Raw genomic sequence first — 14803 nt, 5'->3', positions numbered from 1 at the left:
ACGCGTCGGACTTGCGGAGCGTCACGAGTCACCGAAGACGCGTAGATTCATCACCCGTGGCGTGCTACATCATAGCATGGCAACCGTGACACCCTCGGTCCGCCCGACGTGGACGGCCCTCGCGCGTCGCGGGCTGGCGACCGCGGCGGTCGCGAGCGTCGCGAACGCGCTCTTATTGACGCTCGTCCTCGGAATGGGGCTCGTCGAGCCGTTCGTACCGCTTTCGTACCCGCCGGTCGTGTTCCTCTCGGCCGCCGGCGCGGTCGCGGCGACGCTCGTCTACGGACTGCTCACGGGCCGCGTCACCGACGCGGACCGGACGTTTTTCAGGGTCGCGGTCGCGGTGCTCGTGGCGTCGTTCCTCCCCGACATCGGGCTCCTGTACGTCGACCCCGGAGCGACCGTGCCGGGCGTCCTCGTGTTGATGGTGATGCACGTCGTCGTCGCGGCGGTCTGCGTGGCGTCGCTCACCGAACTCGGGTGGGGCGTCCCGAGGGGGAACCGACCGAACGGGTCCGAGGAGTGACCGCGCGACCGCCGTGCGACCTCTGTTTAGGATGGCCTAAAAACCGAAGACACTATGTTGTTTTAGGTTGGCCTAAATGGTATGGCCGACAAGGAGTCGCAACGGTCGTCGAGACCGAACCGACGCGGCGCGCTCGCGTGCGGCGGCGGAACCGTCGCGGGTGAGTGTTGACCATGCGCGAGTGCCTCGGCGTCGAAACCGCCGGTCCGAGCGTACTGTCGCGGTCGGACGCGCCGGATGTTCGGAGGTGCAGACGTGGTTGCTGACTGCGCCGCGGGCGTCCGAGACGCGCTTGACTGCGTCGCGAGCGAGCGCGAACAGGTGCTGGCGAAGCGACGGGCCGTCGAGCGGTTCGAACGCCGCGTGCGAAAGCTCGCCGCGCAGTCGGCGCGCCCCCCAGCCGGGACCACCCGGGCGACCGCGTGCGGGACCGCGTCGGTGGCGGCGGCGACCCGACGAGACGACGCCGCCGACGAGGGGCGGCGACGAGTCCGCGAGCTGTTCGCGGAGACGATACGCCCGCACAGCGTCTCCGACGTGAGCGAGTCCGAACCGCTCGCGGTGACGATACGCGAGGAGTTCGGCCCGGAGGTCGCGACGGCGCTCTCCCCGGACGCCGGGAGCCGGTTCACGCCGGCGGTCAAAGAGGCGGTCGTGTCGGCGGCGACGGAGCGACAGCGAGCTCTCGACGGGATGTGCCGGGCGCTCGACGGCGAAGAGCGGTCGCTTCGGGCGGCGCTCGCCGTGCTGGACGAGTGGGAAGGCTGGGTGGCACGGGCGGACGAGACGCCGCTTTCGGAGCTGGGGTTCGACGCTCTCCGGCGGCGTCACGAGACGCTCGCCGCCCACCGCGAGGCGTGCGACCGACTGGTCCGCGAGCGACAGCGACACCTCAACGGGGCGACCCACCACACCGCGGCGGTCGAAGTTGACCACCGATTCCTCGCGACGTACCTCTACGAGGACCGCGCGACCGACCACCCGGTCTTGGCGGCCGCGACCCGCGTGGACGACAGCTGCGCGGACTGTCAGCGAGCCGTGCGCGACCACCTCGTCCGCCGCGTATGATCGGCGCGCCGCAGTATCTCCTCACGCTGTACATCGCCGAGCGGGAGGACGACGAGGAGTCACCGATTTCGCCGGGGTACGTCGCCGACGCGCTCGACCGCTCGCCGCCCGCGGCGACAGAGCGCCTCCAGAACCTCGATGCCAAGGGACTCGTGGACTACGAGCCCTACGAGGGCGCGACGCTCACTGCCGAGGGCCGCGACGCCGCCGCGGACCTCTACGACACCTACCAAATCCTCTCGCGGTTCTGCCGGGACGTGCTCGGCGTCAACGACCACGAAGACGAGGCGATGCAACTAGTCGGAAACGTCAGCCCGACGGTCGCCGAGCGCCTCTCGGCGACGCTGCTTCGCGGCGACGGCGACCGCGACGGAGCACGTCAGGCGGCTGGGTCGGAATCGACGTCGTCCCCGGACAACCCCGCGAGCTGAACGCATCGGCGTAAATCCGAACGACTCTTGTCTCTTGTCAACAAATAGCACGGATTTGTCGCCACGGAACCGCACCCTTTTTGTTTTAGGTTCCCCTAAAGCATCGCAATGGCCGCTGGTACGCAGTCGAACTCTGAATCCGTGTCGGAGCCCGACCGACCCGACTCCCCCGAGATATCCGTCTGCAAAGGTGGACCGGGGAAGTCGGTGTTCATGGAGTCGGGCAACAGCGACGGCTGGATTTCGAGCGACGTGACTATCGACGTGACGCGATAGTCCCGTTCGAACGGGCGCGCTCGGGACGCGAGCGCGACGAGTACGGGAGCTACGCGTCGCGGGAATCTCCGCGGGAAAAAGCGTCGAACGTCGGAACGAAAACGGCGTCCTCCGACGCGTCGGCGGCGGTACTTACTGAACGAGCGTGTCGTCTTCGAGGTAGTGGTCGATGACGTGGGCGTGTTCTTCGATTTCGATGAGTTGCTCGCGGAGCATGTGCGCCGTCGCGTGGTCCCCGAGACCCGCGGCGAGTTCGATGTGTTCGCGGTAGCTCTCGATGATGTCGCCGTACATTTCGAGGTCGTTCGACAGCGAGGTGCGGATGTCGTAGACGTCCTCGTCTTCGGGGTCGACCGTCGCGGCCTCGCTCAGCGCGGGCATGCTGGCGTGGGGGACGCCGCCGATGGACTGGAGGCGCTCCGCGATTTCGTCGGCGGCCTCCTCGACTTCCTCGTAGGCCTCCTGGAGGAACTCGTGGATGCGGAGGTGCTCGGCACCTTCGACGTTCCAGTGGTGCTTGTGGAGCTGGTGGTAGAGGACGTACGCGTCCGCGAGGTCGGTGTTCAGCGCTTCGATTATCTGCTCGGCTTTCTCGGTGTCGAGTCGAACCGGGTTGTCGCCGACGCTGCCTGCTTCCTTGAGGACTGACTTCTGTGTGCTCATCTCGACTGGTAGTTGGGACTGCGAGCACTTAATACTTATCCGAGAACGAACAATTTTTCGTGTGGCCTAAAATATCGTTTGTCGATATCGGATTATCGCTTCTAAAACGGTGACTGAAGCGTGTGAGGTGGCAGCACGGACTCGGGCGGATAGCCGTGAGACGGCGACCGTGTCGCAGTAACTATCACATTTATTATGATACTGTCTGTCGGCCGGGAGCTGTCTCGTGGAAGCCTGTCAGAAGAGGGGTGCACTCGCACGCGGGCGCGGTCACCGCGAACGGAGTCCCAGTCTCGCGGGACCGTTCCGCCCTCGTCGCGCATCGTGAGCGCGACGGCGTCGGATGCGCTCAGGCGTGCGATCAACACCCTTTTGCGCGGTGCCGTCGAGCGAATAGCCGTGTTCCGACCTGTGTTCAGCCCGGCCGACGACTCGCCGGCGCGCGGCGTCACCGACCGCGCGCGGAGTGAGTGACGTGTTCGTCGACGCCCTCCGGTACCCGTTCGCGGACCGGGCGCGAGTGGACGGCACCGCGACGTGTCTCGTCGCGCTGCTGGTCGGTGGGACGCTCCTCCGACTCGCAGCGCGACTCTGGCCAGACCTCACGTTTCTGGCCCCCGCGCTCGCCGCGGTCGTCCCCCTCGTCGTCTTCCTCGGCCTCGTCGGCGGCGTGCTCGCCGGCGACGGCTTTCCCCCGCTGGCGACGACCGAGACGCTCAGACTCGCCGGGCGAGTGGTCGGCGTCGCCGCCGTCTACCTCCTCCCGGCCGCGGTCACCGTCGTCGCCGTCGGCTACGTGACCGCGACCGGCTCGATTCCGGCCGTGCTGACCGGCGTGACGACGGCGATGCTCGCGACCGTCGCGCTGCTCGTCACGGTCGTCTGCGCGTATCTCCTTCCGGCCGCGACCGCCGTGAGCGTTCACGAGGGACTCCGCGCGGGGCTCCGGCGAGACGCCCTTCGCGGGGCGGCCTCGGGGACGTACTTCTTCGCGTGGGTGGGCGCGACCGTCCTCGTCGTCCTCGCGTGGAGCGCGCTCGCGGCGACGATTTCGCGGAGCGTCGCCGCCCTCCTGGCGCTCGGCTGGTGTGCGTACGCTCACGTCGCCGCCGCGGCGCTCGTCGCTGAAGGCGTCGGCCGGACCACCCCCTGGTGAGAAGAGAAACGGCGCGGGGTCGAACGACCGAAAAAGACGGGGCGGTTAGCCGAGGTCGATCTGCTGTGCGGCTTCTTCCATCGACCGATTGTGGAGCGCTTCGCCCGTCCTGCCGTCGAAGAGGTGGATTGCCTCCTCCGGAATCTGCGCGACGACCGTCTCGCCCGGACTGATGCGCGTGAGGCCGTCCGTGGTCGCGACCAGCGTCTCTTCGGTCTCGGGGTCCGCGTCGGGCTCGAAATACAGGTACAGCGTGTTCTCGTCGCCCATCGGCTCGACGACGTCGACCGTCATCTCGAAGTCGTGGTCGCCGCTCGCGGCCTCGACGAGTTCGACGGACTCGGGTCGAATCCCGAGGACGAGGTCGGTCACGTCGCCGATGTCGTCGCGTATCTCCGCGCCGACCGGGTACTCGAAGGAGTCACCGACCAGGCGGTCGCCCTCGCGAGTCACGTCGAAGAAGTTCATCGACGGCTCGCCGAGGAAGCTCGCGACGAACTGGTTTGCGGGCTCGTGGTAACACTCCAACGGCGTCGCAATCTGCTGGAGCTCCCCGCCGTCGAGGATGGCGATGCGGTCGCCCATCGTCATCGCTTCCGTCTGGTCGTGGGTGACGTAGACGGTCGTGACGCCGAGGTCGTCTTGGAGCCGCTGGAGCTCAGTCCGCATCTGCGCGCGGAGCTTCGCGTCCAGGTTGCTGAGCGGTTCGTCCATCAGGAACACCTCGGGGTCGCGCACGATGGCGCGGCCGAGTGCGACGCGCTGCTGTTGGCCGCCCGAGAGGTCGCTCGGCTTCCGGTCCAACAGGCTCGGGATGTCGAGCAGGTCGGCCGTCTCCGAGACCATCCGACCGATTTCGTCGTTCGGGAGGTCGGTCGATTCCTCCAGACCGAACGACATGTTCTGGCGGACGGTCATGTGCGGGTACAGCGCGTACGACTGGAACACCATCGCGATGTCCCGGTCCTGAGAGGCCACGTCGTTGATGACCCGGTCGCCGAGCGAAATCGTGCCCGACGTAATCGTCTCAAGGCCCGCAATCATCCGGAGCGTCGTCGACTTGCCACAGCCCGACGGACCGACGACGACGAGGAACTCCCCGTCGTCAATCGACATCGAGATGTCGTCGACAGCGACGATTTCGTCGTCGCCGTCCTGGAACGTCTTCGTTATCGAATCGAGTTCAAGCGTTGCCATATCTCTGAGTAGGTATCGTTGGTGAGCTGTCGGTTCCGCGCCGCGCCGGGAGTCGCCGCCGGTGGCCGCGGTCGCCGTGCGAGACGGTCTCGACGGCGGTCGCGTCGCCGTGACGACGCGTCACGCCGCCACCCCCTCGGCGAACTCGTCGCCGAAGAAGATGTACACCGCGAGCGTCGGGAGCGCCGCGAAGAACGCCCCGGCCATCCGGAGCGCGAAGTCCTGTCCCTCAAGCGAGGTGCCGAGCCCCGCGAGAATCAACACGACGGGGGCCGCCGGACTCGACTCCGTCGAGACGAGCACCAGCGTGAACAGGAGGTCGTTCCAGATCTGGGTGAACTGGTAGATGAGGACCACGGCGAACATCGGTCCCGAAAGCGGGAAGACGATCCGCCGGTACACCCGCCGGAGCGTCGCCCCATCGAGACGCGCGGACTCGATCATCTCCTCGCTCATCGTCTTGTAGTACGTCCGGAACAGGAGCGTACAGATCGGAATCCCGTAGGCGACGTGGGTCACCACGAGTTCGACGATGCCGACGTAGTCGTTCGGGATGCCGAGTGCCCAGACGAACGACAGCAGGTCGGTGAGCTGGGCCCACTGCGACCAGAACTGCGTCAGCGGCACCAACACGGCCTGGTACGGGATGAAGATGCCCGCGATGATGAGCGCCAAGACCAGCGCCTTGTACGACTGCTTCCAGTCGGGAATCGTCAGCCCGTAGGCCGTGATGCTGCCGACGAACGCCGAAATGACCGTCGCGGGCACGGCGTACAGCATGCTGTTGCCCATCCCGCGTAGCAGGGCTTCGACCGCCGCCTGCCACTTCTCCAGCGTGAACCCGGACGGTCCGGGCGGGGCGAACGGAGCGGTCTCGACGATTGCGGTCCCGGTCTTGATCGACGTGACCAGCCCGGACTCGATGGGGACGAGATAGAACCCCGCCGCCAACAGCAGGACGACGTACAGACCGGCGTCCTCTATCGTCATCTGCTCGACGTTCCGGCGTAGCCGGGCCGTGAACGTCGCCGTTCCGCCGTCCGTTCGAAGCGTGTCGTCTGTCATAGGTTGTTCCTCCGGTACTCGTAGACGAGGTACGGGCCGATAACGCCGAGCGCCATCGCAAACAGGACGATAGCAATCGCCGCGCCGTACGCCCAGTTGAGGTTCGCGTACGCCTCGCGGACCATCTTCGTCGCTAAGATGTCGGCACCGTTCGGCGGCCGATAGCCGCCGACCAGCGAGTAAAGGAAGTCGAACGCCTTCATGCCGAACACCATCAGCACGACGGCGGCGCTTATCGTCGCACCCTTCAACTGCGGGATGATGACCCGCCAGTACATCTTCAGCGTCGACGCGCCGTCGACTTGCGCCGCCTCGTAGTGTTCGTCCGGAATCGCGCGGAGTCCGGCGAGGTACACGACCATCGCGTACCCGGAGAACTGCCACATCAACGCGAAGATGACCGCCCAGAGGACGATGGCCTGATTACCGAGCCAGCTAATCGGGCCGACGCCGACGAGACCGATGACGCGATTGGCGATGCCGTTGTTGTAGTTGTAAATCCACAGCCAGAACTGCGCCGTCACGACGAACGAGAGGCTCATCGGCAACAGATAGATCGTCCGGAACGAGTTCTCGAATCGGATTCCGCGGTCGATGAGAATCGCCAGTATGAGACCGACCGCAAGCGTCCCCGCCGTGAACGCGACGAGCAGTATGAACGTGTTGACCGCGGCGTCGATGAATCCCGAGTCCGCGAGCGCCCGCGTGTACATCTCGAAGTCGAGGTTCGAGTAGTCCGGCGCGTTCGCGAACCGCTGGTAGTCGGTCAGCGAGATGAGGAAGTTCCAGATGACCGCGCCGTAGACGAAAAGCCCCATCAGCAGGAACGGCGGGACCCAGAAAATCGACGATTCGAGGAAGTCGCTCCCGAGCCGTCCGTCGATTCCCGCGGCGAGGCGGTCCAACACGCCCGACTCAGACCCCGAACTCCGGGAGTCCTCGTTCACGACGCCGCCGTCGGTGCGGACCCCGTCGCGCTCGCCTTCGTCACCGTCGACCCGCTGCTCGTCGCCAGAGCTGGGGGTGATCGCGCGGCGCACTCGTTGGTAAAAATTCGACATTTCTTGGGGCTCAGTTCGAAACCGCGTCCAGGAACCCCTGCGTCGCGGCGTCGACGTTGTACGGGCCGGTGAACTCCGAGGAGATGACTTCGTTGAGCGCCGTCATCGTCTCGGAGGGGACACCGAGGCCGTGCTGGAGGTTCGGCGGACGGTACTCCGCGTTGGCGAAGTCTTCGGCGGTCTCCTGGAGGTACGGTCCGAACTCTTCCATGCTCACGTCGGTTCGCGTCGGAATCGAGCCCTTGTACTGGTTGAACGCGATCTGCGCTTCGGGGCTGCCGACGAACGCCGCCCAAGTCTTCGACGCCTCCGGCGTCGGGTTGTCGGCCGGGTAGAGGAACGAGTCCATGTGGAGCGTGTACATGCCCTCCGTGCCGGGGAACGTCTTGAAGCCCCAGTCTTCGTCGTACGCGAAGTTCTCGGCGTTCCGGAACGCACCAGCCGCCCAGTTACCCTGATGGATGAAGGCGGCGTTGCCGTTGATGATGTTCTGGTTCGACGCGGTGAGGTTGAGCGACGCCGCGTCGTCGGAGATGTAGTTTTCGAGCATCTCCGCGGTCGTCTCGAAGGCCGAGCGAACCGCGCTCTCGGAGCCCTCTCCGTTGAGGAAGTCCATGTACGGCTGGTAGCCGTTCACGGCGAGCATCACGGCGCCCCACAGCTGCGTCGTCGTCCACGTCCCGGACATCGCGTGGGTCATCGGAACCGCGTCGGTCTCGCTTTGGACCGTCTCGAACGCGTCGATGAGCGCCGAGGGACTGTTCAGCGAGTCGACGTCGATGCCCGCCTCGTCGACGACCGAGACGTTGTAGAACAGGCAGTTCAGGCGGTGCGAACCGAGCGGAACGGCTCGATAGCTGCCGCCCTGCTGGTGAAGCTCGACCGCCTCGTCGATCATTACTTCCTCGAAGTTGTTCTCCTCCCAGACGTCGTCGACGCTGCCGAGGACGCCCTCGTAGCGGAGGAGGTTCGGACCCGGCCAGTTGGCGAACGCGCCCGGCGGGTCGTCGCTCTGAAGCCGGTTCGCCACGACGGCGTCGAGGTTCTGATTCCCGCCGCCGCCGATGGGGTTCATGTCGAGGCCGACATCGGGATAGGCCTCGTTGAACGCCGCTTCGAGCGCTTCAGCTGCCGCGGCGCCGTCGCCGCCGGTCCAGCCGTGAAGCACCTCAACCGGGGCGCTGCTTCCCCCGTCACCGCCGTCGCCACCCGCTTCAGTGGTACTACCGTCACCGCCCGCTTCAGTAGTACTACCGTCGCCGCCGTCATTGGAACCGCCGCCACCGGAGCAGCCGGCGAGCCCCATCGTCGCAAGCGCTCCCGCCCCAGCGACGTATTGACGCCGACTGAGCCGATTGTCGTTAGACTGGCTATCGCGTGACATACATAGACAGTGTCGAACGCACCATACTTAACGATTGATATTCATTTACTCGGTATAATAATAAAAATTCTCAGTCGAGGATAGTCACCGAATTCCGGCGATAGATACCTTCTAGCTCCAGTTTCAGAACTAGCCTGGTCGTCGTCTTCGCACCGTCTGGCTCGTCGTCGCCGAGTCAACTCCGAACTCAGCGCCAGTTAGACGAAGAACATGCACGGGGAACAACATAAACACTGTGAGGCAGCTAACCACGCCAGTCCGAGCCTTGACCGCCGAGAATCCGACCGAAAACGCTCCGTTCGGTATCTCGAATCGGAACTATCTCTCTCTCGGTACCGAACCGACCGTACGGCTATCGTCGCGGAATCCTTCTGCGGTCGGAGTGACTCCCGCTGGTCGAGCTGGCTCGGTCGCTTCCGAACCGCGACATTTCGCTCTCGCAGTCGATTCGACTCGAAGACACGATGCCTCCGCATGGTGAGTATCGGACCGGGCGTGCGAGAGGCGTCAGGACCGAGGCCGACCGACAGTCCGAAACGAGGGAGGAAGCCGTACTCTCCGGTGTAAACGGCTCAGAATCGTAACGAGACCGTATGGGCCCCATGGGTTTTGACATATTGGACTCTCGCCCGGCATACGTGGCCCGAAAGTGCGTATTTAAACATCCTTACAAATCGTCCGGGATGAAATCTTGTCGGCGGCGCATGCGCTGGCGAGACGAAGCACGGTCGTAGTGCTTCTCCAGAACCGTCTCGCTCACATCACCACGGTCGGACAGCACCTCCCGAGGAGTACCGGCATCGCGATACGCAGTAATCGAGCCAGCACGGAACGGGTGCGACGAAACCGAGAACGGACACGTACTCGCGTGTTCCAAGTACGTCGCGTCGCACTCCTCGATGTCGCGGTCGTCCGGGCAGCCCTCGCCGATCTCGCACGGACGCGTCCACTTGTAGCACCACATCCGAATCGTCGTCGTCGACGGCCGGCCGTGGCTCGTCGTAATCAGCGGAGCCCGACCGTGCTCGTCGGTCACCCGGTCGCGGTGCGGACCGTCGACGTACTCCTCAACGACCTTCGCGACGTGCGGCTTCAGCGATACGTCGCGTTCACCGTGGGTCCCGTTCTTCAGCCCAGTCCCAGTCGTCGGCCGGTGCCGGAAACACAGCGCGCCCTCCTCGCGGTCGAAGTCAGAGACATCGAGCGCCCGCAGTCCACCGAGCCGACACGACGTTCTCCAGAGAAGCAGCAGCGCGACGTGTTCCACGGTCGCGTACTCCCACCGATTGAGGTAATCGAGAATCGAGCGCGCACGCTCGGCCTCGAGCACAGCATCCGAAACTCCCTCGCCGTCGTCGATTCGTGGAATCCGGATGCGTTCGGCGAGTTCCTCCGAGACGCCGTCGATGTCAGCGATGAAGCTCAGGAACGTCCGAAGCGTCGAGACCTGCCCCTTCATCGTCACCGCGGCGCACGGTTCGTCGCCCTCGAAATTCTCCTCGCGCTTGAACACGCGGTACGCGTGAACCGTCCGCAGGTCCACGTCGTTCATGTTCATCACTTCGCCCGACCCGTGGTCCGGCGACTGGAGCCAGCGGACGAACGATTTCAGTCGGTACCGATGGGACTGGAGCGTGTCGTCCGAGAGGTCGTATCGACGAGCATCGAGGTAGTACGACATCGCCGACTCGGGGGTAATCGGGTCGAGCTCGTCGCTCATCGAACCACTTCCGTGAGGTAATCGCGGGTGAACCGAACGGATTCGAGATGTGCTCGGGCGTCGTCGGACCCGTCGAGTTCGTGAACGAGGTCGAGGAACCGACACCAGTCGAGGCTCATCGAATCACCTCCGAACCGGATTCACTTCCGGCCCATTCGCTACGCTTACAACCGGGGTGCGTTAACTCAATCATGGCTTCCATTGTGAGGCCGCGGTCCGGGTCGAGGACGCCAACCCTGCCAGAAGCAGCGTCCTCGAAAGGGACCGTCAGCCGGGTAATCCATTCGAGGGGGCTAGTTAAAGTACTGAGCCATGGCCGCGGAGTGAAAGTGTACGTTTGAGCGAAAGTGAAACCAATTTTTGTCAGTCTATCAACAGACATCTGTCGTGGGGCTTCAATAGCCCGAGTCATGTAGGTAAACATGCTTCCGTACCTTGGTTACGGGAGCCACCACGGACCGGTGTCACAGCACCGGGTCCGCTTTCTGACGCCGACTGAACAACAGTCAGCGTCGCGTGAACTTCCGTATGTGGTAGCGAATACAGTCAGAGGCCTTAGCTTTAACCCAACAATTCGTGTTCTATCAAGTTGTGATTAGTGTTTGATTGAGCACACATCGGCATTAGTTATATGACAAAGGCTGACGCAGAAGTATGCGCCCGCGCGTCGAGTGGATGAACCAAACCGACGACCGGGTACTAGAACTTTTAGACGAATCTGGTTTGATTCTCAGTCCAGCTGTTGTTGCCATGAATCTCGATTACACTCGAAACTGGGTTTCCAGACGAATGAGTAAACTCAGTAAAGCAGGACTAATCGAAGAAGTTGAACGCGGGTACTACCAAATTTCTTCAAAAGGGCAAGCCTACCTAACCGGAGAGGTCGACGCGAGTGAGTTAGAGAACAGCGGGTGAGCAGGCACCCACCACCCTTACCCGTAAAGGGGGCGGGTGGATGGGTGGGTTGAAACGTCAGTCTTCGTCGGCGAATTCGAGATTCGAGTGTTTGTACGTGTAGAGCCTGATATTCTGGTCGTAGCAGTACGAGGCATACAGCGCCGGGTGAATCGTTTCCCAGTTCCCCGGACCTTCGTCGAGGCTGGACGGGAACGCAACGCTGACCGCTTCGCCTTCCATCTCCACACCGTACGCGCCGGTGTTCTGTTCCGGCGGCAGCACTTCAACGACAATCGCAACCGATGCGTCCTTGTCGCCCTTCTTTTTCACGCGGTCACCGGGCGAGAACGGATTCTTCGGCTTCTGGTTCATGTACGCCGTGTTCGGTCCGAGGTCGATGAGCTCGTTCATCGGTCGAGCCGCGAGGTGATCCAGTTTCTCGGGTTCTTCGCCGGAATACTTCTCCTGCGAGGCGGCTTTGGATTTCAGTGTCTCGGTGCGCTCCCAGCCGAGCAGAATGAGACTGTCTTCGTTGTCTCGATGCCATACCATCACGATGATGTCGTCATCCGGGTCGTTGTCGAGGAGGGTTTCGGGGAGGAACGCAGACACGTCGCGCGAGGTCTTCACGTCGACCTCGTAGCCGAACACTTCGAAGTCGTACGACGAGAAACTCTCGGGGTTACAGCGTCGCATCGCTTCTTCGTTCTTCCACTCCCACAGCTCAACAGGGAGGTATTCGCGGCAGAACTGTTCGAACGCGAGCTCTCCAAGGTTCCCGATTCGCTTTACGTCGAGGTTCTTTCGGTCCTGAACTTTCGCTTGGTGGTTCGCGCGTTCGTAGTCGATTTCGTCCGGAGTATAGCGGTACACTACATACAGAGATATCTGACAAGAAATTATATCTTTCTCAGCGTTTCTCCACAGAATCAACGCGTTGCAGGAGATCGTGAAACTCCTCCCAGTCCTCGAACTGCTCCTGAAACAGGTCACTCGGTAGGTTCCACGACCACGGCGCGGCGTCGTCCGGATCGTACTTCTCTAACGTCGGTTCGAGGTTCACGAGCGAGCCGCCGAACAGCTCACCAGTGGGCGAGTCTGAATCGGCGTCCCAGTCGCGGTAGAACGTCACTTCGTCCTGCGCCTCTTTGTAGAACGACAGCGTCGAGAGCCGTTTCTGTTCGGGATGTACGTCCTTCCCCGTGTGACTCACTACGCCGACCGATTCGACGCCGAGCTTCGAGAACCGCTTAATCGCGGGCGTCCACTGGGACGCCACTTCGCGGCTGAACGTCCGGGCGTCGAAGTGCGTCGAGCCTTCGTCGATAGTGACGGTCTTCGGTCGCTCGCGGTGGGTCAGCAGAACGTCCATCAGGTCGTACATCGACCGCACCACGATGTCCGCGCCGTCCCACGTCCCCACGTTCGAGATGACCAACAGGTCATCGCCGAAGTGCGCCCGCGCGAGGTCGCCGTTCAAGAGGAACATCGTATTCGTCTTTCCTGTGTTCGGGTTCCCCGCGCCGGTGATCGTCGTGAGGCCACCGCCGTTTTCCAGCTCGTCGACGAGCCGAAGCGGGAGCGTCAGCGAACTGGCGTCGAGGTCCTGCTGGGTCACGCCGACGAGGTACGAAAGCGCGGTCGCGTGCGACGACTGCACCGCGCGGGTCGCGGCTTGCGTCCGAAGCGACGAATCGACGAGCCTGCCCAGCGAGGTCTCGGCGAACGAGTCCGCGAGTTCGTCGTCGTCGGTGAGGTCGAGCGAGTTCAGGAACGACAGGTTCGCGTGGTCGCCCTGCGAGACGGGCAGTCCCGCGTGGTCGAGCAGTCTGTGGTCGCCGTCGATGCGCCCGCGCACCTGTTCGTACAACTTCGCCGCCGTCAGCAGTCGTTCGTCAGTCATCGTTCATCGCTTCCTGTTGTTGGGAGAGTTTCGCCAGCGGGTCGGGTGCCGGGTCGCCGTCACCTGGAGCCCACTCGGTCGGGTCCTCGTCGAAGATGGAATCCGAGCCGTCCAGGTCGAAGTCTTCGAGCACGCTATCAATCTCCGAGTGAAGCGCCTCGCCGTCGTCCGGTAACGCGCCTTTCTCGAACGTCCGCACGACGTGTTTCACGGTCTTGACCGCCGCCGCCCGGACGATAGCGAAGGAGTTGATTTCGAGCGATTCGCCTTTCCGGGCCTTCGGTTCCAGCTGTTTCCGATTGTACCGGAGGTATTCGAGCGCCCGCGCCAGCACCGGGTCGGGTAGCGAGCCGACCCACGTCCCGGCGACTTCCCGGGCGTCGAGGTCGACGCCGCGGCCGAACGCGAGGTTCGGCGTCGCCCACCAGAGTTGTCCATCGACGACTGTCCACTCGGACCACCGCGGCGTCGGACAGGTGTAGACACCCGCGCCATCGCGGTCGAGCAGGTCGAGGTCAACGAGCCACATCATCTGCGGGCCGCCCATCAGGTCGACGGCCTGACCGCCGACCCAGCGCCCGGCGATGACCGCCGAGAGGCCAGCCGTGAGGCCGATGATTTGGAGCGAGCGAGGCACGCGCACATCGAAGACGAGTACGAGCCCGACGAGCAACAGCGAGCCAGCGACAGCGAGGTGAACGCCGTAGCGCATCACCCACACGAACGCCGTGACGAGCCGACCGGCGTCGCGGTCCGGCGCGACCGTCGTCGAGGCCGCGCTCATTTCGGGTTCGTCGGGAGTTTCCCGCTGAGCCTCAGCTGAGCTTTCGGCGTCGTCGCTCATGCGACACGCTCCATGCCACGGTGGAGGCCGAAGCGCCGCCGGACGATTATCAGGAGCGCACCGAACGACGTGCCGAACGCGCCGCCGATAGCCGCGTCTCGCACGTCCGTTCCGGTGAACGGTCCGGCGATGAGCGCCGAACCGTCCTCGAACCGGATTTCCGTGTATTGGCCGTTTCCGATGCTGGTCGGAGTCGTCAGCGTCACCCGCGGTTCGGGCGAGTCGACGCGAATCGTCGAGCGACCGTTCGGCACGGAGCGACGGACGATGTTCCCTGAGGCGACGCCGGCCGAGGTCGAGCCGGTCGGCGCGGTCACCGTGACCAGTCGCGGCGCGTCGGCTTCGAGCGTAATGATGGCGGTGCCATCGCGGTACTCCGCGTCGACGATGCGCAGTAGCGGGTCGCCGGCCACGTCGCCGAAGTACGTCGTCTCGTTTGTCGACGACTCCGAAGCCGTGGGCGGAGCCGCGGCTGTCGTCGTCTCTGTCGGAGCAGACGCGGTCGCGGTCTCTTGGGCGGCGACTGTGCCGGGGACGGCGAACAGCAGAGCGATACAACTGACGAGTATGATGGTGTGTATTCGAGTCATACGAAGGGGTGGGGCAGGAAGG

The 14803-nt window shown here is 64.0% G+C and carries 17 protein-coding genes; 6 read left to right on the top strand and 11 right to left on the bottom strand.

The genetic code is table 11. The features are described 5' to 3' along the window. Positions 1-76: 76 nt before the first annotated feature. From ACSR87_RS10310 to ACSR87_RS10295, 4 genes are all read left to right on the top strand, one after another. Positions 77-526 (top strand): DUF6069 family protein, encoded by a 450-nt coding sequence (locus tag ACSR87_RS10310; RefSeq protein WP_498530396.1) that lies wholly within the window; start codon positions 77-79, stop codon positions 524-526. Between the two features lie 237 nt (positions 527-763). Next, on the top strand, positions 764-1594 hold the full coding sequence (locus ACSR87_RS10305; protein ID WP_498530395.1) for a DUF7260 family protein: 831 nt from the start codon (positions 764-766) through the stop codon (positions 1592-1594). Then, positions 1591-2025 (top strand): metal-dependent transcriptional regulator, encoded by a 435-nt coding sequence (locus ACSR87_RS10300; protein WP_004065233.1) that lies wholly within the window; start codon positions 1591-1593, stop codon positions 2023-2025. Before ACSR87_RS10305 ends, ACSR87_RS10300 begins: the two co-directional genes overlap by 4 nt. A 108-nt stretch (positions 2026-2133) precedes the next feature. Further along, on the top strand, positions 2134-2301 hold the full coding sequence (locus tag ACSR87_RS10295; RefSeq protein WP_004065234.1) for a hypothetical protein: 168 nt from the start codon (positions 2134-2136) through the stop codon (positions 2299-2301). A 132-nt stretch (positions 2302-2433) separates the two neighbouring features. Here ACSR87_RS10295 and dpsA read toward each other — a convergent pair whose 3' ends face one another. Continuing rightward, positions 2434-2964, bottom strand: a complete 531-nt coding sequence (gene dpsA / locus ACSR87_RS10290) for a DNA starvation/stationary phase protection protein DpsA (RefSeq protein WP_498530394.1) — start codon at positions 2962-2964, stop codon at positions 2434-2436. Positions 2965-3430: 466 nt separating this feature from the next. Between dpsA and ACSR87_RS10285 the strand changes: the two genes are divergently transcribed. Beyond that, positions 3431-4120 (top strand): hypothetical protein, encoded by a 690-nt coding sequence (locus tag ACSR87_RS10285; protein ID WP_498530393.1) that lies wholly within the window; start codon positions 3431-3433, stop codon positions 4118-4120. Positions 4121-4165: 45 nt separating this feature from the next. Here ACSR87_RS10285 and ACSR87_RS10280 read toward each other — a convergent pair whose 3' ends face one another. From ACSR87_RS10280 to ACSR87_RS10255, 6 genes are all read right to left on the bottom strand, one after another. Beyond that, the gene (locus tag ACSR87_RS10280; protein ID WP_498530392.1) at positions 4166-5317 is read right to left on the bottom strand and encodes an ABC transporter ATP-binding protein; all 1152 of its coding nucleotides are present in this window, start codon (positions 5315-5317) and stop codon (positions 4166-4168) included. 120 nt (positions 5318-5437) lie between these two features. Next, positions 5438-6382 carry a carbohydrate ABC transporter permease gene (locus ACSR87_RS10275; RefSeq protein WP_008577224.1) on the bottom strand — a complete coding sequence of 315 codons (945 nt, stop codon included), beginning with the start codon at positions 6380-6382 and terminating at the stop codon, positions 5438-5440. Beyond that, positions 6379-7422: a carbohydrate ABC transporter permease gene (locus ACSR87_RS10270; RefSeq protein WP_498530391.1), complete on the bottom strand. Its 1044-nt coding sequence runs from the start codon at positions 7420-7422 to the stop codon at positions 6379-6381. Before ACSR87_RS10270 ends, ACSR87_RS10275 begins: the two co-directional genes overlap by 4 nt. Before the next feature lie 31 nt (positions 7423-7453). Then, positions 7454-8611 carry an ABC transporter substrate-binding protein gene (locus ACSR87_RS10265; RefSeq protein ID WP_004044400.1) on the bottom strand — a complete coding sequence of 386 codons (1158 nt, stop codon included), beginning with the start codon at positions 8609-8611 and terminating at the stop codon, positions 7454-7456. Positions 8612-9494: 883 nt separating this feature from the next. Continuing rightward, complete coding sequence (locus ACSR87_RS10260) at positions 9495-10547, bottom strand: tyrosine-type recombinase/integrase (protein WP_498530390.1); 1053 nt, start codon at positions 10545-10547, stop codon at positions 9495-9497. Beyond that, entirely contained in the window at positions 10544-10666 is a 123-nt protein-coding gene (locus ACSR87_RS10255; RefSeq protein WP_498530389.1) for a hypothetical protein, read from the bottom strand. The genes ACSR87_RS10260 and ACSR87_RS10255 overlap by 4 nt, the downstream gene beginning before the upstream one ends. A 535-nt stretch (positions 10667-11201) precedes the next feature. Between ACSR87_RS10255 and ACSR87_RS10250 the strand changes: the two genes are divergently transcribed. Next, positions 11202-11462: a winged helix-turn-helix domain-containing protein gene (locus tag ACSR87_RS10250; protein WP_498530388.1), complete on the top strand. Its 261-nt coding sequence runs from the start codon at positions 11202-11204 to the stop codon at positions 11460-11462. Between the two features lie 57 nt (positions 11463-11519). On the opposite strand, the gene ACSR87_RS10245 is transcribed toward ACSR87_RS10250, so the two are convergent. The 4 genes from ACSR87_RS10245 to ACSR87_RS10230 are packed head-to-tail and all read right to left on the bottom strand — an operon-like array spanning position 11520 to position 14781. After that, the gene (locus tag ACSR87_RS10245) at positions 11520-12437 is read right to left on the bottom strand and encodes a DUF7961 domain-containing protein (protein ID WP_498530387.1); all 918 of its coding nucleotides are present in this window, start codon (positions 12435-12437) and stop codon (positions 11520-11522) included. Continuing rightward, a complete protein-coding gene (locus tag ACSR87_RS10240; protein ID WP_498530386.1) occupies positions 12355-13347 on the bottom strand; it encodes a hypothetical protein in 993 nt (330 codons plus the stop codon). Before ACSR87_RS10240 ends, ACSR87_RS10245 begins: the two co-directional genes overlap by 83 nt. After that, positions 13340-14131: a DUF8125 domain-containing protein gene (locus ACSR87_RS10235; protein ID WP_498530385.1), complete on the bottom strand. Its 792-nt coding sequence runs from the start codon at positions 14129-14131 to the stop codon at positions 13340-13342. The genes ACSR87_RS10240 and ACSR87_RS10235 overlap by 8 nt, the downstream gene beginning before the upstream one ends. Before the next feature lie 56 nt (positions 14132-14187). After that, a complete protein-coding gene (locus ACSR87_RS10230; protein WP_498530384.1) occupies positions 14188-14781 on the bottom strand; it encodes a DUF8063 family protein in 594 nt (197 codons plus the stop codon). Positions 14782-14803 lie beyond the last annotated feature (22 nt).

It is taken from the genome of Haloferax sp. SDI50 (genome assembly GCF_059802635.1).
This window is presented reverse-complemented; position numbering and strand designations above follow the sequence as displayed.

Coding starts and splice junctions, on each gene's coding strand:
- ACSR87_RS10310 (WP_498530396.1), top strand. CDS start 77: ATGGCAACCGTGACACCCTCGGTCCGCCCGACGTGGACGGCCCTCGCG.
- ACSR87_RS10305 (WP_498530395.1), top strand. CDS start 764: ATGTTCGGAGGTGCAGACGTGGTTGCTGACTGCGCCGCGGGCGTCCGA.
- ACSR87_RS10300 (WP_004065233.1), top strand. CDS start 1,591: ATGATCGGCGCGCCGCAGTATCTCCTCACGCTGTACATCGCCGAGCGG.
- ACSR87_RS10295 (WP_004065234.1), top strand. CDS start 2,134: ATGGCCGCTGGTACGCAGTCGAACTCTGAATCCGTGTCGGAGCCCGAC.
- dpsA (WP_498530394.1), bottom strand. CDS start 2,964: ATGAGCACACAGAAGTCAGTCCTCAAGGAAGCAGGCAGCGTCGGCGAC.
- ACSR87_RS10280 (WP_498530392.1), bottom strand. CDS start 5,317: ATGGCAACGCTTGAACTCGATTCGATAACGAAGACGTTCCAGGACGGC.
- ACSR87_RS10275 (WP_008577224.1), bottom strand. CDS start 6,382: ATGACAGACGACACGCTTCGAACGGACGGCGGAACGGCGACGTTCACG.
- ACSR87_RS10260 (WP_498530390.1), bottom strand. CDS start 10,547: ATGAGCGACGAGCTCGACCCGATTACCCCCGAGTCGGCGATGTCGTAC.
- ACSR87_RS10255 (WP_498530389.1), bottom strand. CDS start 10,666: ATGAGCCTCGACTGGTGTCGGTTCCTCGACCTCGTTCACGAACTCGAC.
- ACSR87_RS10250 (WP_498530388.1), top strand. CDS start 11,202: ATGCGCCCGCGCGTCGAGTGGATGAACCAAACCGACGACCGGGTACTA.
- ACSR87_RS10240 (WP_498530386.1), bottom strand. CDS start 13,347: ATGACTGACGAACGACTGCTGACGGCGGCGAAGTTGTACGAACAGGTG.
- ACSR87_RS10235 (WP_498530385.1), bottom strand. CDS start 14,131: ATGAGCGCGGCCTCGACGACGGTCGCGCCGGACCGCGACGCCGGTCGG.
- ACSR87_RS10230 (WP_498530384.1), bottom strand. CDS start 14,781: ATGACTCGAATACACACCATCATACTCGTCAGTTGTATCGCTCTGCTG.